The sequence below is a fragment of the Serratia sp. NGAS9 genome (assembly GCF_009905295.1).
GTDB classification, from domain to species: domain Bacteria; phylum Pseudomonadota; class Gammaproteobacteria; order Enterobacterales; family Enterobacteriaceae; genus Serratia; species Serratia bockelmannii.
Window position 1 is genome coordinate 1,508,932 of the sequence record NZ_CP047605.1, and the last position, 21,138, is coordinate 1,530,069.

Annotated in this window: 20 protein-coding genes; 14 read left to right on the plus strand and 6 right to left on the minus strand. The window is 61.7% G+C overall.

The genetic code is table 11. The features are described 5' to 3' along the window. Positions 1–6: 6 nt before the first annotated feature. Positions 7–474, minus strand: a complete 468-nt coding sequence (locus GUC32_RS07310; protein WP_235614436.1) for a hypothetical protein — start codon at positions 472–474, stop codon at positions 7–9. Between the two features lie 181 nt (positions 475–655). Here GUC32_RS07310 and GUC32_RS07315 point away from each other — a divergent pair, with 181 nt between their 5' ends. Continuing rightward, entirely contained in the window at positions 656–2,248 is a 1,593-nt protein-coding gene (locus GUC32_RS07315; RefSeq protein ID WP_025302134.1) for an ABC-F family ATPase, read from the plus strand. Between the two features lie 51 nt (positions 2,249–2,299). Here GUC32_RS07315 and moeB read toward each other — a convergent pair whose 3' ends face one another. Together moeB and moeA are read right to left on the minus strand one after the other, a co-directional pair. After that, positions 2,300–3,055 carry a molybdopterin-synthase adenylyltransferase MoeB gene (gene moeB / locus GUC32_RS07320; protein WP_049295269.1) on the minus strand — a complete coding sequence of 252 codons (756 nt, stop codon included), beginning with the start codon at positions 3,053–3,055 and terminating at the stop codon, positions 2,300–2,302. Between the two features lie 2 nt (positions 3,056–3,057). Continuing rightward, the gene (gene moeA / locus GUC32_RS07325) at positions 3,058–4,296 is read right to left on the minus strand and encodes a molybdopterin molybdotransferase MoeA (RefSeq protein ID WP_369435644.1); all 1,239 of its coding nucleotides are present in this window, start codon (positions 4,294–4,296) and stop codon (positions 3,058–3,060) included. Positions 4,297–4,453: 157 nt separating this feature from the next. On the opposite strand from moeA, the gene GUC32_RS07330 reads away from it, so the two are divergent. The 8 genes from GUC32_RS07330 to GUC32_RS07365 all read left to right on the plus strand — a co-directional run bounded on the left by GUC32_RS07330 (position 4,454) and on the right by GUC32_RS07365 (position 12,283). Next, entirely contained in the window at positions 4,454–4,990 is a 537-nt protein-coding gene (locus GUC32_RS07330; RefSeq protein WP_038629078.1) for a DUF924 family protein, read from the plus strand. Positions 4,991–5,347: 357 nt separating this feature from the next. Then, positions 5,348–6,304 carry an isoaspartyl peptidase/L-asparaginase family protein gene (locus tag GUC32_RS07335; protein WP_025302138.1) on the plus strand — a complete coding sequence of 319 codons (957 nt, stop codon included), beginning with the start codon at positions 5,348–5,350 and terminating at the stop codon, positions 6,302–6,304. A gap of 19 nt (positions 6,305–6,323) precedes the next feature. After that, positions 6,324–8,198 carry a dipeptide ABC transporter ATP-binding protein gene (locus GUC32_RS07340; protein WP_369435645.1) on the plus strand — a complete coding sequence of 625 codons (1,875 nt, stop codon included), beginning with the start codon at positions 6,324–6,326 and terminating at the stop codon, positions 8,196–8,198. Positions 8,199–8,221: 23 nt separating this feature from the next. Then, positions 8,222–9,757 carry a glutathione ABC transporter substrate-binding protein GsiB gene (gsiB, locus tag GUC32_RS07345; protein ID WP_025302140.1) on the plus strand — a complete coding sequence of 512 codons (1,536 nt, stop codon included), beginning with the start codon at positions 8,222–8,224 and terminating at the stop codon, positions 9,755–9,757. Positions 9,758–9,809: 52 nt separating this feature from the next. Then, a complete protein-coding gene (gene gsiC, locus GUC32_RS07350; protein ID WP_025302141.1) occupies positions 9,810–10,730 on the plus strand; it encodes a glutathione ABC transporter permease GsiC in 921 nt (306 codons plus the stop codon). A 9-nt stretch (positions 10,731–10,739) separates the two neighbouring features. Then, complete coding sequence (gene gsiD / locus GUC32_RS07355; RefSeq protein WP_169540348.1) at positions 10,740–11,648, plus strand: glutathione ABC transporter permease GsiD; 909 nt, start codon at positions 10,740–10,742, stop codon at positions 11,646–11,648. Positions 11,649–11,735: 87 nt separating this feature from the next. Continuing rightward, complete coding sequence (locus GUC32_RS07360; RefSeq protein WP_025302143.1) at positions 11,736–11,972, plus strand: type II toxin-antitoxin system CcdA family antitoxin; 237 nt, start codon at positions 11,736–11,738, stop codon at positions 11,970–11,972. A gap of 2 nt (positions 11,973–11,974) precedes the next feature. Then, positions 11,975–12,283, plus strand: coding sequence for a CcdB family protein (locus GUC32_RS07365; protein ID WP_025302144.1), 309 nt, complete (start codon positions 11,975–11,977; stop codon positions 12,281–12,283). Positions 12,284–12,322: 39 nt separating this feature from the next. Here the strand turns inward: GUC32_RS07365 and fghA are convergent, their stop codons facing one another. The 3 genes from fghA to GUC32_RS07380 are packed head-to-tail and all read right to left on the minus strand — an operon-like array spanning position 12,323 to position 15,255. Next, positions 12,323–13,165: an S-formylglutathione hydrolase gene (gene fghA / locus GUC32_RS07370; protein ID WP_015377214.1), complete on the minus strand. Its 843-nt coding sequence runs from the start codon at positions 13,163–13,165 to the stop codon at positions 12,323–12,325. 14 nt (positions 13,166–13,179) lie between these two features. Then, complete coding sequence (locus GUC32_RS07375) at positions 13,180–14,304, minus strand: S-(hydroxymethyl)glutathione dehydrogenase/class III alcohol dehydrogenase (protein WP_043142415.1); 1,125 nt, start codon at positions 14,302–14,304, stop codon at positions 13,180–13,182. 30 nt (positions 14,305–14,334) lie between these two features. Continuing rightward, on the minus strand, positions 14,335–15,255 hold the full coding sequence (locus GUC32_RS07380) for a LysR family transcriptional regulator (RefSeq protein WP_025302145.1): 921 nt from the start codon (positions 15,253–15,255) through the stop codon (positions 14,335–14,337). Between the two features lie 105 nt (positions 15,256–15,360). Between GUC32_RS07380 and GUC32_RS07385 the strand changes: the two genes are divergently transcribed. The 5 genes from GUC32_RS07385 (at position 15,361) to mglB (ending at position 21,100) form a co-directional block, all read left to right on the plus strand. Further along, positions 15,361–16,518, plus strand: coding sequence for a YbfB/YjiJ family MFS transporter (locus GUC32_RS07385; protein WP_369435646.1), 1,158 nt, complete (start codon positions 15,361–15,363; stop codon positions 16,516–16,518). A 243-nt stretch (positions 16,519–16,761) separates the two neighbouring features. After that, positions 16,762–17,427: a GTP cyclohydrolase I FolE gene (folE, locus tag GUC32_RS07390; RefSeq protein ID WP_004938969.1), complete on the plus strand. Its 666-nt coding sequence runs from the start codon at positions 16,762–16,764 to the stop codon at positions 17,425–17,427. A 79-nt stretch (positions 17,428–17,506) separates the two neighbouring features. After that, positions 17,507–18,679 (plus strand): DUF418 domain-containing protein YeiB, encoded by a 1,173-nt coding sequence (yeiB, locus tag GUC32_RS07395; protein WP_049208870.1) that lies wholly within the window; start codon positions 17,507–17,509, stop codon positions 18,677–18,679. A gap of 126 nt (positions 18,680–18,805) precedes the next feature. Then, positions 18,806–19,843 (plus strand): HTH-type transcriptional regulator GalS, encoded by a 1,038-nt coding sequence (galS, locus tag GUC32_RS07400; RefSeq protein WP_049205814.1) that lies wholly within the window; start codon positions 18,806–18,808, stop codon positions 19,841–19,843. A 264-nt stretch (positions 19,844–20,107) separates the two neighbouring features. Beyond that, positions 20,108–21,100, plus strand: a complete 993-nt coding sequence (mglB, locus tag GUC32_RS07405) for a galactose/glucose ABC transporter substrate-binding protein MglB (RefSeq protein WP_025302149.1) — start codon at positions 20,108–20,110, stop codon at positions 21,098–21,100. Positions 21,101–21,138: the final 38 nt, after the last annotated feature.

The following is a 21,138-nucleotide window of genomic DNA, read 5'->3' on the forward strand; positions in this document are numbered from 1 at the left end:
TTGCCCTCAAGTCGCGTGATGTATAGACAGAGCGCGATATGCTTGCCCCAGCGGTGAGAATTGAGCCAACGGCAACACCGGAGACAAGCCGTGGGATGATTTGTTTAGAGAATATATATCCATGTTTGCGGTGGCTAACTGATTAAAGGCGAATTTTCCGATGAGTTTGCCTGATGTTCTTATGGTCATGTCCTTAACATCTTCAAACTTGACCTTACTGGCGAAGTTTTCGATGAAGATATGAGCCACTTTCTCGATGCTTGCTTTATTGGCCAGGCCTGACTTGATGAGTCTGATAAATCGCTCTTTATCTTGCGAGTTTAACCATCTGTTTTCAGTATCAATATAGTCGTAGCCCAGGTAGTAGAAATCGACCGGTACGCTGATAAAACCTTGTGCAAACCCGCGCACTAAATTGCTGTCAATGTTTACGGCATCCGCCATGTCGTTGGCTATCTGCTTTACGCTTTTCATAGAAATCCTTTTCAATATGAACCGCCGAATCTAGCAGACTTTTTGTACGCAAGCCAATGCCCACCGGCAAACGGCACCAGCCTGACGCTCAAAATGTCACCGAAACTTCCCGCGATCTCTGCACCCCGTTGTGGCATAATGCGCGCCAAATCACATTCCCTATGTATAAAGAGCGAGCGCTGTGTTAAGCACTAACAACATCACCATGCAGTTCGGCAGTAAGCCGTTGTTTGAAAACATCTCTGTTAAATTCGGCGGCGGCAACCGTTACGGCCTGATCGGCGCCAACGGCTGCGGCAAGTCCACCTTTATGAAAATCCTCGGCGGCGATCTGGTGCCGAGCGGCGGCAACGTGTTCCTCGATCCGAACGAGCGCCTGGGTAAACTGCGTCAGGATCAGTTCGCCTTCGAGCAGTACAGCGTGCTGGACACCGTGATCATGGGTCACACCGAACTGTGGGCGGTGAAGGAAGAGCGCGACCGCATCTACGCATTGGCGGAGATGAGCGAAGAAGACGGCTATAAAGTAGCCGACCTGGAAGTGGCCTACGGCGAAATGGACGGTTATACCGCCGAAGCGCGTGCCGGCGAACTGCTGCTTGGCGTGGGCATTCCGGTGGAACAGCACTATGGCCCGATGAGCGAAATCGCGCCGGGCTTCAAGCTGCGCGTGTTGCTGGCGCAGGCGCTGTTCTCCGATCCGGAAATCCTGTTGCTCGACGAACCAACCAACAACCTGGACATCGACACCATTCGTTGGCTGGAGCAGGTGCTGAACGAACGCAACAGCACCATGATCATCATCTCGCACGACCGTCACTTCCTGAACATGGTCTGCACCCACATGGCGGATCTGGACTACGGCGAGCTGCGCGTCTACCCGGGCAACTACGACGAATACATGACCGCCGCCACCCAGGCGCGTGAGCGTTTGATGGCGGACAACGCTAAGAAGAAAGCGCAGATCAGCGAGCTGCAATCGTTCGTCAGCCGCTTTAGCGCCAACGCCTCCAAATCCAAGCAGGCCACCTCGCGCGCCCGCCAGATCGACAAGATCCAGCTGGAAGAGGTGAAAGCCTCCAGCCGCCAGAACCCGTTCATCCGTTTCGAGCAGGACAAAAAGCTGTTCCGTAACGCATTGGAAGTGGAAGCGCTCACCAAGGGCTTCGACGAAGGCCCGCTGTTCAACAAGCTGAACCTGATGGTGGAAGTGGGCGAGAAGGTCGCGGTGCTGGGTGCCAACGGCATCGGTAAAACCACCCTGCTGAAAACGCTGGTGGGCGACGCGCAGCCGGACAGCGGCACCGTGAAGTGGTCGGAAAATGCCCGTATCGGTTATTACGCGCAGGATCACGAATACGAGTTCGACGACACCCTGACTGTGTTCGACTGGATGAGCCAGTGGAAGCAGGAAAAAGACGACGAGCAGGCGGTGCGCAGTGTGCTGGGCCGTTTGCTGTTCAGCCAGGACGACATCAAGAAGCGCGTGAAGGTGCTATCCGGTGGTGAGAAGGGCCGCATGCTGTTCGGCAAGCTGATGATGCAGCGCCCGAATATTCTGGTGATGGACGAACCGACCAACCACCTGGATATGGAATCCATCGAATCGCTGAACATGGCGCTGGAGATGTACGAAGGCACGCTGATCTTCGTCTCCCACGACCGTGAGTTCGTCAGCTCGCTGGCGACCCGGATTCTGGAAATCACCCCGAACAAGGTGATCGACTTTACCGGCAACTACGAAGACTATCTGCGCAGCCAGGGCATCGTGTAACCCTCGCGGTAACGCATCAGGGCGGGAATTATCCCGCCCTTTTTTTATCCGTCACGCCCCGCCGCACACTTCGCAGTGCGGATCCTTCGGCAGTTTCATCTCGCGGAACTGCATGCTCATCGCATCGAACATCAACAGCTTGCCGCGCAGCGGCTGACCATAGTCGGCCAGCAGCTTGATGGCTTCCATCGCCTGCAGGGTGCCGATAGTGCCGACCAGCGGCGCCATCACGCCCGCTTCGACGCAGGTGAGGGCGCTGTCGCCGAACAGCCGGCTCAGGCAGCGGTAGCAGGGCTCGCCCGGCTGATAGGTGAACACGCTGAGCTGGCCTTCCATGCGGATCGCCGCACCGGAAACCAGCGGCTTGCGCTGTGCGTGGCACAGGCGATTCAGGGCGTCGCGCGCCGCCACATTATCGGTGCAGTCGAGCACCAGATCGCAGGCGGCGATCTCTGCCGCGATCGCGTCATCTTCCAGACGGCCGTCGATGGCGTCGATGCGAATATGCGGATTGATGGCGCTCAGTTCCTGCCTGGCGGAGGCGACTTTGCTCTGGCCGATGCGATCGTCGCGGTGCAGGATCTGGCGCTGCAGGTTGGAGAGCGAGACGGTGTCGAAATCCACCAGCACCAGATGGCCGACGCCGGCCGCCGCCAGATATGGCGCGGCGGCGCAGCCCAGCCCGCCCAGCCCGGCGATCAGCACGCGGGCGGCCTTCAGCTTCTCCTGGCCGTCGAAGTCAAAGCCGCGCAGCACGATCTGGCGGTTGTAGCGCAGCGCTTCGGCGTCGGTCAATTCCGGCAGCATGTTCAGCTCCTCAGCAGGGCGTTGAACGGCTCGATCTCCACCGTTTCGCCTACCGCCACCGAACCGCGTTCGCGTTCCAGCACGATGAAACAGTTGCCCTGGCTGTAGGAGCTGAAGACGTGCGAGCCCTGGTGGCCGGTAGTGCTGACCTCCAGTTCACCCGCGGCGTTGCTGCTGAACACGCCGCGCTGAAAATCGAGGCGGCCCGGCGATTTCTTCAGCGGGGTTAGCGCCCGTGCGCGCAGGCGCGGCGGCAGGCGCCAGTCACTGTGACCGGCCAGCTTCGCCAGCAGCGGTTGCACCAGTTGGTAGAAGGTCAGGGCGGCGGAAACCGGGTTGCCCGGCAGGCCGCAGAACCAGGCGTGGCCCAGTTTGCCGAAGGCGAACGGTTTGCCGGGTTTGATCGCCAGCTTCCAGAAGCTGACCTGGCCCAGCTCGTCCAGCATCTGTTTGGTATAGTCGGCCTCGCCGACCGAGACGCCGCCGCTGCTGATCACCACGTCGGCCTGGCTGTCCGCTTGTTCGAAGGCGGCGCGCAGCGCATCGCGATCGTCGCGGATAATGCCGAGATCGAGCACGTCGCAGCCCAGTTGCTCCAGCATCAGGCGTACCGCGAAGCGGTTGGTATCATAGATCTGGCCCGCCTGCAGCGGCTGGCCGACCGGCTGCAGTTCGTCGCCGGTGGAGAACACCGCGACCTTCAGCTTACGCATCACCTGCACTTCGGCGACCCCGAGCGAGGCCAGCAGCGGCAGCTGCGCGGCGCCCAGCTTCACGCCGGCCGGCAACACGCTGGCGCCTTGGCGAATGTCTTCACCCGCCAAACGGATATTCTGGCCGGCTTCTACCGGGGCGGTAAAACGCACGCCCTGGTCGCTCACTTCGGCCTGCTCCTGCATGATCACCGCGTCCGCCCCGGCCGGGATCGGCGCACCGGTCATGATGCGCACGCAGCTGTTGGCCGGCCATTGGCCGTCGAACGGCGTGCCGGCGAAGGCTTTCCCGGCGACCGGCAGCGGCGCATTGGCCGCCAGATCGGCGAGGCGCACCGCATAGCCGTCCATCGCCGAGTTAGCGAACGGCGGCACGTCGAGCGGCGAGACCACCGGGGCGGCGGTGATGCGGCCGGCGGCGGCGGTCAGGGCGACGGATTCGGTCTGCTGCAGAGGGGCGATCTGCCCGAGCATTTTTTCCAGCGCTTGCTCCAGGGAGATGAGATCGGAAGTATGGCAATGATCCATAAGGGGAACTCCGTAATCAGGGTGCGCATTGATAGCGACAAAGTGCGGGTATTATGGCAGAGAACGCCGGGGGGGAGAACGGGTTATGCCCGCCATCTTTCGCACTGCGCCGGAAGCGCGAACGGGTATAAACTGGGTAAAACAGAGGAGAATCATGATGCATAAACAGGTTATCGAGTTCTGGTTCGACGAGATCGAACCGGTGATGTGGTTTAAAAAGGACGACGATTTCGATCGTCTGCTGCACAGCCGTTTCGGCGAAATCTGGCGGGCGGCGGCGGCGGGGGAGCTGGCGCACTGGCGCGACACCATCGAAGGACGCCTGGCGGAGGTGATCGTGCTCGATCAGTTCAGCCGCAACCTGTTCCGCGGCACGCCGCAGTCGTTTGCCTGCGACGGCATGGCGCTGGTCCTGGCGCAGGAGGCGATCCGCAGCGGCGAGTGCGAACGGCTGAGCCGCGAGCAGCGAGGTTTTCTCTATCTGCCGTTCATGCATTCGGAATCGCCGCTGATCCACCAGCAGGCGCTGGTGCTGTATACCGAGCTCAATAACGGTGACCAGTTGGAGTTCGAGCTGCGGCATAAGGCGATCATCGATCGTTTCGGCCGCTACCCGCATCGCAATGCGATATTGGGGCGCACCAGCACGCCGGAAGAAGAGGCCTTTTTACAGCAGCCAGGATCGGGTTTTTAATCGTTGGATTATCTGCGCCCGGCCGGGTAAAAACAGCAGGCCGGGCGCCGCAATAAGCGTGACTCAGCGCGAACGTTTATTTCATTACGCTCTACCGCTATTTCCTCTCGCGAAATTACCAATAATCCCGGCCGCACTACCAGCGGTTTACTGCTTTTTATAACCTGCTGTTTTTATTCCAATAAGCTATTTCAAGGTGCGAAATGGTCTAAGCGCGCTACGCTAAAAGCGGGGCGTGGACGTTATGCTGTACTTCCACTGTAGGACTAAATAGAGTCGAAAAAGACTGAATAATAATGATACCGCGCTCAGCTTATTCGCTGCGCAACGGCGGGATTAACACAGGGTGTCAGGCAAATGAGCAAACCAGTGATTGCCATTCATGGCGGCGCGGGCGCAATTACCCGGGCGGCGCTGAGTGCGGAAAAAGAACGGCAGTATATCCAGGCGCTGTCCGAGATCGTGGCCGCCGGGCAGGCGGTATTGGCACAGGGCGGCAGCGCGCTGGATGCGGTGACCGAAGCGGTGCGGCTGCTCGAAGAGTGCCCGCTGTTCAACGCCGGCAAAGGCTCGGTGTTTACCCATCAGGGCACCCACGAGCTGGACGCCTGCGTGATGGACGGCCGCACCTGCGACGCCGGCGCTGTCGCCGGCGTCAGCCATATCCGCAACCCGGTGCTGGCGGCGCGCGCGGTGCTGGAAAACAGCGAACACGTGCTGTTTGCCGCCGAAGGCGCCGAGAAGTTTGCCGCCGCCCACGGCCTGGAAATGGTTACCCCCGACTTCTTTTTTACCCAAGAACGCTTTGATCAGCTGCACCGCGCCCAGGCGGAGCAGGGCCGGGTATTGCTCGATCACGACGGCGCGGCACAGGCTGGCGATCCGCTCGATCCCGATCGCAAATTCGGCACCGTCGGCGCGGTGGCGCTGGATGCGCTGGGCAACCTTGCCGCCGCCACCTCCACCGGCGGCATGACCAACAAGCAGGCAGGGCGAGTGGGCGACACGCCGATTATCGGCGCCGGTTGCTATGCCAACAACGCCACCGTGGCGGTCTCCAGCACCGGCACCGGCGAGATTTTCATGCGCGGCGTGGCGGCCTATGACGTCTCCGCCCTGATCGAATACGGCGGCCTCAGTCTGCAGGCGGCCAGCGATCGGGTGGTGATGGAGAAACTGCCTGCACTGGGCGGCAGCGGCGGCATGATCGCCGTCGATCGCCACGGCAATATCGCGCTGCCGTTTAACTGCGAGGGGATGTATCGCGGTTTTGGTTATGTCGGCGATGCGCCGTCCGTCGGGATTTATCGCTAAGCGTTCACCGGGAGGGTGTATGACCGACGTTTCATTCCGGCCCGCCGGCGACGAATTGTCATTGCCGCCGCAGCGGGTGCTGACGGTGCGCGATCTGAGCATCAGTTTTCCTCAAGTGGACGGCGCCGTGGAAGCGGTGCGCAACCTGTCGTTCGATCTCGATCGCGGCGAGACGCTGGCGATCGTCGGTGAGTCCGGCTCTGGCAAATCGGTGACTTCGCTGGGGCTGATGCGGTTGGTGGAGCAGGGCGGTGGGCGCATCGTCAGCGGCGCCATGACGCTGCGCCGGCGCGACGGCGCGTTGCTCGATCTGGCGCACGCCTCGCAGAGCACGCTGCGCACGGTGCGCGGCGCCGACATGGCGATGATCTTCCAGGAGCCGATGACCTCGCTCAACCCGGTATTTCCGGTCGGCGAGCAGATCGCCGAATCGCTGCGCCTGCATCAGGGCATGGACCACCGCAGCGCGCGTCAGGAGGCGCTGCGCATGCTCGATCTGGTGCGCATTCCGGAGGCCAAAGAGGTGCTGGGGCGCTACCCGCATCAGCTTTCCGGCGGCATGCGCCAGCGGGTGATGATCGCTATGGCGCTCTCTTGCAAGCCGGCGTTGCTGATTGCCGATGAACCCACTACCGCCCTCGACGTCACCATTCAGGCGCAGATCCTGCAGCTGATCCGCGTGCTGCAACAGGAGATGCAGATGGGGGTGATCTTCATCACTCACGACATGGGCGTGGTGGCAGAGATAGCCGACCGGGTGCTGGTGATGCGCCGCGGCGAGCAGGTGGAACAGAATCGAGTGCGTGAATTATTCGCCGCGCCGCAACAGGCCTATACCCGGGCGCTGCTGGCGGCGGTGCCGAAGCTGGGGGAGATGGCCGATCGGCCGCTGCCGGCGAAGTTTCCGCTGGCGGATGGCGAGGGGGATACGGCGCCGCAGGATACCGTGCCGCCAGACGCTGCGCCGATCCTGCGGGTGGAGCATCTGGTCACGCGTTTTGATCTGCGCGGGGGGTTGTTCAATCGGGTCACTCGCCGGGTGCACGCGGTAGAAAACGTCAGTTTCGATCTTTACCCTGGCGAGACGCTGGGGCTGGTGGGCGAGTCCGGCTGCGGCAAGTCCACCACCGGGCGCGCTTTGCTGAAGCTGGTGGACAGCCAGAGCGGCACCATCACCTTCGCCGGGCGGCGGATAGACCAATTGAAGGGGTCGGCGCTGCAGCATCTGCGGCGCGATATTCAGTTCATCTTTCAAGATCCTTACGCCTCGCTCGATCCGCGCCTGACGGTCGGTTTCTCCATCATGGAGCCGCTGTTGGTGCACAACGTGATGCGCGGCCGTGAGGCGGAACGGCGGGTGGCCTGGCTGCTGGAACGCGTCGGTCTGCAGCCGGCGCATGCGCGCCGCTATCCGCACGAATTTTCCGGCGGCCAGCGCCAACGCATCTGCATCGCGCGCGCGCTGGCGCTGAACCCGAAAGTGGTGATCGCCGATGAAGCGGTCTCGGCGCTGGACGTGTCGATTCAGGCGCAGATCGTCAATCTGCTGCTCGATCTGCAGCGTGAGTTCGGCATCGCTTTTCTGTTCATTTCACACGACATGGCGGTGGTGGAGCGTATCAGCCACCGGGTGGCGGTGATGTACCTCGGGCAAATTGTCGAGATCGGCCCGCGGCAGGCGGTATTCGACAATCCGCAGCACCCCTATACCCGCAAGTTGATGGCGGCGGTGCCGGTAGCCGATCCCGCTCATGCCCACAAACGGCAGCCGCTGCCGGCCGATGAGATCCCGAGCCCAGTGCGCGCACTGGGCGATGAACCCGTTACCGCACCGCTGGTGCAGGTTGGCGCCGGGCACTTTGTCGCCCGCCACCCGATCGCCGGTGCTTTTTAAAGACCTCAGGAGAGACAAGCGACATGAAGCACACATTCAAACGCAATGCGCTGTTGGCCGCCATACTGCTGGCGGCGGGAACCGGCCCGGTTTGGGCGGCGAAGGACGCGGTGATTGCCGTGGCGTCCAATTTCACCACTCTTGATCCTTACGACGCCAACGACACGCTGTCGCAGGCGGTGGCCAAGTCTTTCTATCAGGGGTTGTTCGGCTTCGACAAGGACATGAAGCTGGTGAACGTGCTGGCGGACAGCTATGAGGTCAGCAAAGACGGCCTGACCTATACCGTCAAACTGCGTCAGGGCATTAAATTCCACGACGGCACCGCGTTCAACGCCGAGGCGGTGAAGGCCAACCTCGATCGCGCCAGTAACCCGGACAGCCACCTCAAGCGCTACAACCTGTTCAAGATGATCGACAAAACCGAGGCGGTGGACGCCAATACGGTGAAGATCGTGCTGAAGGCGCCGTTCTCGGCGTTCGTCAACAATCTGGCGCACCCGGCGGCGGCGATCATCTCCCCGGCGGCGCTGAAGCAATACGGCAAAGAGATCGGTTTCCACCCGGTCGGCACCGGGCCGTATCAGTTCGTGACCTGGAACCAGACCGATTTCGTCAAGGTGAAGAAGTTCGACGGCTACTGGCAGCCGGGGCTGCCGAAGCTCGACAGCATCACCTGGCGCCCGGTGGTGGATAACAACACCCGCGCGGCGATGCTGCAGACCGGCGAGGCGACCTTCGCCTTCCCGATCCCTTACGAGCAGGCCAAGGTACTGGAGGGCAACGCCAAGCTGGACGTGGTGGCTGCGCCGTCGATCCTGCAGCGTTACATCAGCATGAACGTCACTCAAAAGCCGTTCGACAACCCGAAGGTGCGCCAGGCGCTCAACTACGCGATTAACAAGGACGCGCTGATCAAGGTGGCGTTCGCCGGTTATGCGGTGCCGGCGGAAGGGCCGGTGCCGCCGGCCATCGATTTCGCCGCCCGCTACAAGCCGTGGCCGTACGATCCGGCCAAGGCGCGCGAGCTGTTGAAAGAGGCCGGCTACCCGAACGGCTTCACCACCACGCTGTGGTCGTCCCACAACCACAGCACCGCGCAGAAAGTGCTGCAGTTCACCCAACAGCAGCTGGCGCAGGTGGGGGTGAAAGTGACGGTGACGGCGATGGATGCCGGGCAGCGCGCGGCGCAGGTGGAGAGCGTCGGGGTGAAAGACACCGGCGTGCGGCTGTTCTACACCGGCTGGTCGGCCTCGACCGGGGAAGCGGACTGGGCGCTGTCGCCGCTGTTCTCCACCCAGGCGGCGCCGCCGAAGCAGTTCAACACCGCGTTCTACAGCAACCCGCAGGTGGACAAGGATCTGACCGACGCGCTGGCGACCACCGATCGCGCCGAGAAGCAGAAACTGTATCAGGATGCACAGGATCGCATCTGGGCCGACGCGCCCTGGATCTTCCTGGCAACCGAACGTCTGTTGTCGGCCAACAGCAAACAGCTGAGCGGCTTCTACGTGATGCCGGATACCTCGTTCAACTTTGATAACGCCGATCTGAAATAAGGCGCCCATCCCCGCCTGCGGCCAGACGGCGGCAGGTGGGGGAAGGAATGAGATGCTCAATTATTTTCTGAAACGACTGCTGGGCCTGATCCCGACGCTGCTGATCGTGGCGGTGCTGGTGTTCCTGTTCGTCCACCTGCTGCCGGGCGATCCGGCGCGGCTGGCGGCGGGGCCGGAGGCCGACGAGGCAGTGGTGCAGCTGGTGCGCAAGGATCTGGGGTTGGATAAGCCGCTGCCGCAGCAGTTCGCGCACTTTTTCGTCAACGCGCTGCGGGGCGACTTCGGCATCTCGATGGTGTCCAAGCGCCCGGTGAGCGAAGAGATCGCCTCGCGCTTTATGCCGACCTTCTGGCTGACCGTCGCCAGCATGCTGTGGGCGGTAGCGTTCGGCCTGGCGATCGGCGTGGTGTCGGCGGTGTGGCGTAACCGTTGGCCGGATCGTCTCGGCATGACGCTGGCGGTATCGGGGATCTCGTTCCCGGCCTTTGCGCTCGGCATGCTGCTGATGCAGGTGTTCTCGGTCGAGCTGGGGTGGCTGCCGACGGTGGGCGCCGACAGCTGGCGGCACTACATTCTGCCTTCTATCACCTTGGGGGCGGCGGTGGCGGCGGTGATGGCGCGTTTCACCCGCGCTTCGTTCGTCGAGGTGTTGCAGGAGGACTACATGCGCACCGCGCGCGCCAAGGGCGTGCGGGAAAGCGTGGTGGTGATGAAACACGGCCTGCGCAACGCGATGATCCCGGTAGTGACCATGATGGGGCTGCAGTTCGGCTTCCTGCTCGGCGGTTCGATCGTGGTGGAGAAGGTGTTCAACTGGCCGGGGCTGGGGCGCTTGCTGGTGGACTCGGTGGAGATGCGCGATTACCCGGTGATCCAGGCCGAGGTGCTGCTGTTCTCGCTGGAGTTCATCCTGATCAACCTGCTGGTGGATATGTTGTACGCGGCGATCAACCCGGCGATTCGTTACCAATGAGGAGGCGGCATGATTAAGCATTGGCGGCGCAACGCCGCACTGAAGGCGATGCCGCTTATCGACCCCAACGCGGTACGCACGCCGTGGGGCGAGTTTTGGCGGCGTTTTCGCCGCCAGCGGGCGGCGCTGGTCGCCGGCCTGTTGGTGCTGCTGCTGATTGCGGCGGCGCTGCTGGCGCCTTATCTGGCGCCGTTCGATGCGGAAAACTATTTCGATTACGACCGGCTGAACGAAGGGCCTTCGCTGATGCACTGGCTGGGGGTGGATTCCCTCGGACGCGATATTTTCAGCCGCATCCTGATGGGCGCGCGCATTTCGCTGGCGGCCGGGGTGTTCTCGGTGCTGGCGGGCGGGGCGATCGGCACCCTGCTGGGGCTGCTGGCCGGTTACTATGAAGGCTGGTGGGATCGCCTCACCATGCGCGTCTGCGACGTGCTGTTCGCGTTTCCCGGCATTTTGCTGGCGATCGGCGTGGTGGCGATCATGGGCAGCGGCATGGCCAACGTGATCGTCGCGGTGGCGATCTTTAGCATTCCGGCCTTCGCCCGCCTGGTGCGCGGCAATACGCTGGTGCTGAAGCACCTGACCTATATCGAGTCGGCGCGCAGCATCGGCGCCTCGGACTGGACCATCATCCTGCGGCACATCCTGCCAGGCACCCTGTCTTCGATCGTGGTCTATTTCACCCTGCGCATCGGCACCTCGATCATCACCGCCGCCAGCCTGTCGTTTTTGGGCCTGGGCGCCCAGCCGCCGACGCCGGAGTGGGGGGCGATGCTCAACGAAGCGCGCGCCGATATGGTGATCGCGCCGCACGTGGCGATCTTCCCCAGCCTGGCGATATTCATCACCGTGCTGGCGTTCAACCTGTTGGGCGACGGATTGCGCGACGCGCTCGATCCCAAATTGAAGGGGTGAGGGCATCGCTGAATTGGCATACCCCTGTTTTACGAGTATAATTGATGAAAATTTGACCCGTGTATATTACAGGGATGAGGTATGGATATGGCAAATAGCAATGTGACGAAAAAGACAGTCAACGTAACCATCGATCGCGATCTTTTCCAGCGCGCAAAATCCCTGGGCGTCAATGTGTCATCCGTATTGACGGACGCATTGAGCGTCCGCGTCAGGGATATTGAGATTCAACAGTGGCGCGAGCAAAATCGCGCGGCGTTAGAAGAACTTAATCGTATCACTGAAGAAAATGGTTTGTTGTCTGATGAATATCGGACATTTTAAATATGCAATTTACCGTATATGACAATACGTATCCGGCATCAGCCTATCCCTACTTACTGGACGTTCAAAGCGATCTTATTGATGTCCTCTCGACCCGGTTAATGATCCCCCTTTATGCTTTGGATAACGTCAGGGTTAAAATTTCTGCACGTTTATGCCCGGAGATTGAGGTCAACGGCGAAAAGTTTCTTGTTATGACGCATGAGATGGCTGCCGTACGTATTTCGCAGATTGGGAAGGCCGTTGGTAATGTCAATGAGCACAGGAATCAAATTAAAGCCGCTATCGATTTTCTGATTGATGGCTTTTGAATAAATCCGGACGGGTTAATAACCGCCCGGATTTTTTTATTAGCGGAACAGGTGCTCGGCGTGGAAGCGCAGGTGATCTTCCACGAAGGTGGCGATGGTGAAGTAGCTGTGATCGTACCCCGGCTGAATGCGCAGCGTCAGCGGCCAGTCGCGCTGGCGCGCCAGCTCGGCCAGCCGCGCCGGCTGCAGCTGATCGGCCAGGAACTGGTCGTCATCGCCCTGGTCGATCAGGACCGGCATTTTTTCCGCGCCGCTGGCCAGCAGATGGCAGCTGTCGTACTGCAGCCACTGGCTCTCGTCGCTGCCCAGATAGGCGGTGAACGCCTTGCGGCCCCACGGCACCTGGCACGGGTTGACGATCGGCGCGAACGCCGATACCGAGCGGAAGCGCTGCGGATTGCGAAATGCCATCATCAGCGCGCCGTGGCCGCCCATCGAGTGGCCGAAGATCGACTGACGATCGCTGACGCTGAAGTGCTGTTCGATCAGCGCCGGCAGTTCGGCGCTGATGTAGTCGTACATGCGGAAGTGGCGATCCCACGGCGCCTGGGTGGCGTTCAGGTAGAACCCGGCGCCCTGGCCCAGATCGTAACCTTCGTCGTTCGGCACCTCGTCACCGCGCGGGCTGGTATCCGGCATCACCAGCACCAGGCCCAGCTCGGCGGCGATGCGCTGCGCGCCGGCTTTCAACGTGAAGTTCTCGTCGTTGCAGGTCAGCCCCGACAGCCAGTACAGCACCGGCGGCGGGTTGTCATCGCGCGGCGGCGGCAGGTAGATGCTGAATGTCATGTTGCAATTCAGGCTCTGCGCCGCGTGGCGATAACGCTGTTGCCAGCCGCCGAACATGCGGTGCTCTTCGAGAAGTTCCAATGACAGCGTCATCTCTGCCTCCTGGCTTATTTGTCGAAGTGGATGACGGAACGGATCGATTTGCCTTCGTGCATCAAATCGAACGCTTCGTTGATCTGCTCCAGCCCCATGGTGTGGGTGATAAAGTCGTTCAGCGCGAATTCGCCGTCCAGATAGCGCTCGACGATGCCCGGCAGCTGCGAACGGCCCTTGACGCCGCCGAATGCCGAGCCGCGCCAGACGCGGCCGGTGACCAGCTGGAACGGCCGGGTCGAGATTTCTTCGCCGGCGCCCGCGACGCCGATGATCACCGATTCACCCCAGCCCTTGTGGCAGCACTCCAACGCGGAACGCATCACGTTGACGTTGCCGATGCACTCGAAGGAGAAGTCGACGCCGCCGTCGGTCAGCTCGACGATCACGTCCTGAATCGGTTTGTCATAGTCTTTCGGGTTGATCAGATCGGTAGCGCCCAGCTTGCGCGCCAGATCGAACTTGCTGGTGTTGATGTCGATGCCGATGATGCGGCCCGCGCCGGCCATCTGCGCGCCGATGATCGCCGACAGGCCGATGCCGCCCAGGCCGAAGATCGCCACGGTGTCGCCCGGCTGCACTTTGGCGGTGTTCATCACCGCGCCCATGCCGGTGGTGACGCCACAGCCCAGCAGGCACACTTCTTCCAGCGGCGCTTCCTTGTTGATTTTCGCCAGTGAAATCTCCGGCACCACGGTGTATTCGGAGAAGGTGGAAGTGCCCATGTAGTGGAAGATCGGCTTGCCGTCCTTGAAGAAGCGGGTGGTGCCGTCCGGCATCAGGCCTTTACCCTGGGTGGCGCGGATCGCCTGGCACAGGTTGGTCTTGCCGGATTTACAGAATTTGCACTCGCCGCACTCCGGGGTGTAGAGCGGGATCACGTGATCGCCGACCGCCACGCTGGTGACGCCTTCACCGACCGCTTCCACCACGCCGCCGCCCTCGTGGCCGAGGATTGCCGGGAACACGCCTTCCGGATCTTTGCCGGACAGGGTGTAGGCGTCGGTGTGACAAACGCCGGTGGCGACGATCCGCACCAGCACTTCGCCTTTTTGTGGTGGCATCAGCTCGACTTCTTCGATCTTCAGCGGCTGGTTCGGGCCCCAGGCAACGGCGGCGCGGGTTTTGATCATCTCCATCATAGTCTCCTCAGTGGTTTTCTTTTTAAATCAGGCGATATCGATAACGTCTGATAAATCGTTGGGGGTGCTTTCATCAACAGCGGCGATTTCCGTCTGTTCAATAATCAATTCTTTCAGCGCGCGCACGTTCGGCCCGAACGCGTCGCGGCGCCACAGCAGCCAGGTGGCGGTGTCGGCCACGTCAGGCGGCAGAGTGTGAACCCGGACCCGCTCATGGCCCGGCAGCAGGCTGAGCACCGAATGCGGGATCATCGCCAGCCCGGCGCCGCTGGCGACGCAGGCCAGCATGGCGTGATAGGACTGGATCTCCATAATTTGCCCCGGCCGCGCGCCTTCGCGCTTGAACCAGGCCTCCAGCCGCAGGCGGTAGGAGCAGCTGGCGCGAAAGGCGAACAGCGTTTCGCCGTTGGCGTCTTTGGCGCTGTGGATCGGCGCGTGATCGAGACAGGAGATCACTACCATATGTTCAGGATAGGCGATGCAGCCGTTCAGCTCGTCATAGGGCACCGGGCCGTCGACCAGCGCCGCCGCCAGCGTGCCGGCGCGCACCCGATCGGCGATTTCGCCGGAGGTGCCGGTGGTCAACGACAGCGAAACCTGCGAGAAACGCTGGTGGTAAGCCGCCAGCAGCGAGGGCAGGCGGGTGGCGGCGGTGCTCTCCATCGAGCCGAGGGCGAAGTTGCCCGCCGGTTCGCCGGCGTGGGTAATGCTCATCGCCTCGTCGCTCAGCGCCAGGATGCGGTTGGCGTAGCACAGAAAGTTATGGCCCATCGGCGACAGGCGCAGGCGCTGTTTTTCGCGGATAAACAGATCGGCGCCCAGCTCCTGCTCAAGCTGGCGCAGCCGGGTGGTCAGGTTCGACGGCACGCGGTGCAGCTGCTCGGCGGCGCGGGCGACCGAGCCGGTTTCCGCTACGCAGCAGAACATGCGAAGCTGGGTCAGATCCATAATATTCTCGTTTCGTGATGAACTTGATAACTATTATTCAGTTTTTGTGAGTTTAATACTGCGGCATGATACTGGCAACTTTCTTTTAACCTTTTGGATACCGGTATGGCTTTACGTATTGCCTTGAGCGGTTTTGCCGCGCTGATCGTCGCAATGGGCATTGGCCGCTTCGCTTTCACCCCGCAGGTGCCGCTGATGATCGCGGAACATCAGTTCAGCCTCACCGGCGCCGGGCTGGTGGCGGCGATCAACTATTTGGGCTACCTGTGCGGCGCCTACGACGCGATGCGCGCCACGCGCCACGTCGAGCGGCGCCTGTGGCTGGGCGTATGGGGCGCGATGGCGCTGACGCTGCTGTCGGCGCTGGCGCAGGATGCATGGACGCACGGCGCGCTGCGCTTCGTCATCGGCTGGGCCAGCGGCTGGGCGATGGTGCTGGTGGCGGCCTGGACCAACGAGCGGTTGGCGCACTACGGCCGGCCGGCGCTGAGCGCGGCGGTATTCGCCGGGCCGGGCGCCGGCATCTTCCTTAGCGGCATGCTGGCGGTGGGCATCAACACGCTGGGGCTGACGGCGGCGCAGGCCTGGCTGGTGTATGGCGGGCTGGCGCTGGTGCTGGTCGGGGGGATTAGCGCCTTTCTGCCGCGCAGCGGCGAGCTGCATCGCCCGGACGTGGCCCCGGAGCCGCTGCTGCTGACGCCGGCGCTCAAACGCCTGGTGTGGAGCTATAGCCTGGCCGGCTTCGGCTACATCCTGCCGGCGACCTTTTTGTCGCAGATGGCGGCGGCGCGCTTTCCCGCCAGCCTGTTCGCGCAGTTTGTCTGGCCGGTGTTCGGTGGTGCGGCGGTGCTGGGGATTGTCATCGGCATTCTGACCCGCCATCGGCTAACTACCCAGACCCGGTTGGCGATCACGCTGTGGATACAGGCGTTGGGCGTGCTGAGCGCCGAAGCGGTGCCGGGCGTGGCCGGCCTGGCGCTCGGGGCGGTGCTGACCGGCGGCGGCTTCCTCTGCGTGGTGCAGCTCGCCCTTCAGCACGGCCGTGAACTGGCGCCGCGCCATGCGCGCTACATGGCTGGATTGCTGACCACCGGTTATGCGATCGGCCAACTGGTCGGGCCGATGCTGTCGGCGCTGTCGACCGCCATGACTCATCGGCTGGAGCCGGCGCTGTACGTGGCGGTGGCGGCGCTGTTGGTGGCCGGTGCGCTGGTAGTGAATACCCCGGCGCGGCGATTGGCGCAAAAAACGGCGATGCGCTGATTAAAATCCATACAAAAAAAGCGGGATCCCGCAGCCGGCCTGATTGTGCTAAATGCGAATATTTCACCTGCGGATGAAGCACAATCACTGGATAATCGCCGCGCTCTCATCTACAGTGGGGCAAAATCTTGACCGGGTTCACGTTATCCATCACGAAAACTCTGCCGTCACGAGAGCAAGCAATTCGCCGGCCGCACGCCCTACCAGGCCGCCGGCGGGTTCCGTCCGCAGGAGAACAAATACATGACATCATTAAGTAAAGAAGCCGCGCTGGTGCATGCGGCACTGGAAGAGCGTGGTCTGGAGACACCGCTGCGCGGGGAAGTGCTGGATCGCGAAACGCGCAAGCGTCGCATCAAAGAGCACATGACTGAAATCATGCAGCTGCTGAATCTCGATCTGTCTGACGACAGCCTGGCGGAAACGCCGCATCGCATCGCCAAAATGTATGTCGACGAGATCTTCTCCGGGCTGGACTACGCCAACTTCCCGAAAATCACCGTCATCGAGAACAAGATGAAAGTGGATGAGATGGTGACGGTGCGCGATATCACGCTGACCAGCACCTGCGAGCACCACTTCGTCACCATCGACGGCAAGGCTACCGTGGCCTATATCCCGAAAGACTCGGTGATCGGTCTGTCGAAGATCAACCGCATCGTGCAGTTCTTCTCCCAGCGTCCGCAGGTGCAAGAGCGCCTGACCCAGCAGATCCTGGTCGCGCTGCAGACCCTGCTCGGCACCAATAACGTGGCGGTATCGATCGACGCGGTCCATTATTGTGTCAAGGCGCGCGGCATTCGCGACGCGACCAGCGCCACCACCACCACCTCGTTGGGGGGGCTGTTCAAGTCCAGCCAGAATACCCGCCAGGAGTTCCTGCGCGCGGTGCGTCATCACCAGGGGTGATGGCGTTGCGGGGCGACTCGCAATAGCATAACAGGCGCCTGCGGGCGCCTTTTTCATGAGCGGAAGACAGCGATAAAAAATGAACAGTCATCCTCTGCCGCGCATCGCTACGCTGGACTGCGTGCGCGGCATCGCCATCCTCGGCATCTTATTGCTGAACATCAGCGCCTTCGGCTTGCCGAAGGCCGCCTATCTCAACCCGGCCTATTTGGGGATGCCGTCGTCGCGCGATGCCTGGACCTGGGCGCTGCTGGATCTCTTCGCCCAGGCCAAGTTCCTGGCGATGTTCGCGCTGTTGTTCGGCGCCGGGTTGCAAATGCTGCTGCGGCGCGGCAAAAGCTGGATCCGCGCGCGGCTGTCGTGGTTGGTGCTGTTCGGCCTCGCGCACGCCATCTTCCTGTGGGACGGCGATATTCTGCTGGCCTACGGGCTGATCGGCCTGGTGTGCTGGCGCATGATCCGTGAGGCCAAAGAAACTTTCCAACTGCTGAAAACCGGCGTGGTGCTCTACCTGATCGGCGTGGCGGTGCTGCTGCTGCTCGGTTTTATCTCGCACGGTGAACCGGGCAGCTTCTGGCAGCCGGGCGTGGCGGAGTTGCAGTACGAGAAGTTCTGGAAGCTGCAGGGCGGTTTCGAAGCCTGGCGCAGCCGCGCCGATCTGCTCTCGTCCAGCCTGCTGGCCATCGGCGCGCAGTATGGCTGGGAGCTGGCGGGGCTGATGCTATTCGGCGCCGGGCTGATGCGCAGCGGCTGGCTGCGCGGCAGCTACTCATCCGGCTATTACCTGAGGCAGGCGGCGTGGCTGCTGCCGCTTTCGGTGCTGATCCAGCTGCCGGCGGTGGCGCTGCAATGGCAGGTGCAGTGGGACTATCGCTGGAGCGGTTTCCTGCTGCAGGTGCCGCGTGAGCTGGGCGCCCCGCTGCAGGCGATGGGCTATCTGGCGCTGTGTTACGGTTTCTGGCCCGCACTGTCGCGCCTGCGCATCGCCCACTGGCTGAGCCAGGTGGGGCGCATGGCGCTGAGCAACTACCTGCTGCAAACGCTGATCTGTACCACGTTGTTTTATCGCTTCGGTCTCTATGAGCAGTTCGACCGGCTGCAGCTGTTGGCGTTCGTGCCGCTGGTCTGGCTGGCCAACCTGGCGTTTTCCGTACTGTGGCTGCGTTATTTCGCTCAGGGGCCGATGGAGTGGCTGTGGCGCAAGCTGACGCAGCTGGCCGCCGGCGAAGCGGAGCCCAAAACGCTGAAGTGAGTGCCCATCGGCAGGTTAAAAAAATGTATGTAAACGTTTTCTTTCCTGTGACGTAATTCACGCGAGCAGCGGGCCAATCGGGGTAGGATAGCGCCACCGGCCACTACCCCGATTTCAGGATCCCGCATGCTTCCAGTTCATCCGATCACCATTCGCGACGTGGCGAAACGCGCCGGGGTCTCCGTGGCGACCGTCTCCCGCGTGTTGAACCACAGCGCGCTGACCAGCAAGGAGACGCGCGAGCAGGTGCTGCAGGCGGTGGCGGATCTGGGCTATCGCCCCAACGCCAATGCGCAGGCGCTGGCGACCCAAAGCAGCGATACCCTGGGCGTGGTGGTGATGGACGTCTCCGATCCGTTCTTCGGCGCGCTGGTGAAAGCGGTTGACACGGTGGCGCAGAAACACCACAAATACCTGCTGATCGGCAACAGCTATCATCAGGCGGACAAAGAGCGCCATGCGATCGAAGTGCTGATCCGTCAGCGCTGTAATGCCCTGATTGTTCACGCCAAAGCCCTGAGCGACGCCGAGCTGATCGGCTTTCTGGAGCAGGTGCCGGGCATGGTGCTGATCAATCGGATTATCCCCGGCTATGAGCCACGCTGCGTCGGGCTGGATAACGTCTGCGGCGCGGAAATGGCAATGCGTCTTTTGCTGTCGCAGGGCCATCGGCGCATCGGCTACCTGGGCTCCAATCACCCGATCGAAGACGGGCCGCTGCGCCAGCGGGGCTATGCGCAGGCGATGGCCGCCGCCGGGCTGGCCACGCCGGACAACTGGCGCGCGTACGGTTCGCCGGATCTGCAGGGCGGCGAGGCGGCGATGGTGGAACTGCTGGGGCGTAATCTACAGCTGAGCGCGGTGTTCGCTTACAACGACGCCATGGCCGCCGGCGCCATGGCGGTGCTGAAAGAAAACGGTATCACGGTACCGCAGCATTTCTCGCTGATCGGCTTCGACGACATTCCCATCGCGCGTTACACCAGCCCCAAACTCACCACGGTGCGTTACCCGATCGTTTCGATGGCCACGCTGGCCACCGAGCTAGCATTGCAGGGCGCAGCAGGCCTGGCGGAGCCGCAGGCCGCTCATCTGTTCATGCCGACGCTGGTGCGGCGCCATTCTGTCGCCCCCTGGCAAAGTGAGGCGACGGTCACTCTCTGACGATTTAATCCTGTGTAACCGTTTTCAATCTGTGAGAAAATTCACAGAATATTAACATCACGCCGTCTATGCTCTAGGCGTTTTCCGGCGCAAAGGCCCTTGCCGCTGCAACCTTTATCTCGCGCTGACACAGCATTTCTCGGAAATAACAAGATCCACGGACGACAGGTGTTGAGTGGAAATCGCCTGGCCTGGGGTGTGCGCACTGCCGGTGACCATTGGCTCAAAGACGAGTAATACCCTACACAGAACCGGAGACTGACAATGAATAAGAAGGTTTTCACCCTGGCCGCCATGGCCGCAGCCATGATGTTTGGCGCCGCAGCCCATGCTGATACCCGTATTGGCGTCACGATTTACAAATACGACGACAACTTCATGTCGGTGGTGCGCAAGGCGATCGAGAAAGACGCCAAGGCTTCGCCGGACGTTACCCTGTTGATGAATGACTCGCAGAACGACCAGTCCAAGCAGAACGATCAGATCGACGTGCTGCTGGCCAAGGGCGTGAAAGCGCTGGCGATCAACCTGGTCGACCCGGCCGCGGCACCGGTGGTTATCGATAAGGCGCGCGCAAACGATATCCCGGTGGTGTTCTACAACAAAGAACCTTCCCGCAAGGCGTTGGACAGCTATGACAAGGCATATTACGTCGGCACCGACTCCAAAGAGTCCGGCGTGATCCAGGGCGAGCTGATCGCCAAACACTGGCAAGCCAACCCGGCCTGGGATCTGAACAAAGACGGCCAGATCCAGTTCGTGCTGCTGAAGGGCGAACCGGGCCACCCGGATGCCGAAGCGCGCACTACCTACGTGGTGAAGACGCTGAACGAAAAAGGCATCAAGACCCAGCAGCTGCAGATGGATACCGCGATGTGGGATACCGCGCAGGCGAAAGACAAGATGGACGCCTGGCTCTCCGGCCCGAATGCCAACAAGATTGAAGTGGTGATCGCCAACAACGACGCTATGGCAATGGGCGCAGTGGAAGCGCTGAAAGCGCACAACAAGACCAGTATCCCGGTGTTCGGCGTCGATGCGCTGCCTGAAGCGCTGGCGCTGGTGAAATCCGGCGCGATGGCGGGCACGGTGCTGAACGACGCCGACAACCAGGCGAAAGCCACCTTCGAGCTGGCGAAAAACCTGGCGGCAGGCAAACCGGCCACCGAAGGCACCCAATATAAAGTCGAAAATAAAGTCGTGCGTATCCCTTACGTCGGCGTAGATAAAGACAACCTGTCTCAGTTCGTTAAATAAGAATTGAGATCCCGCTAAGACCCCGCCTGCGGCGCCAA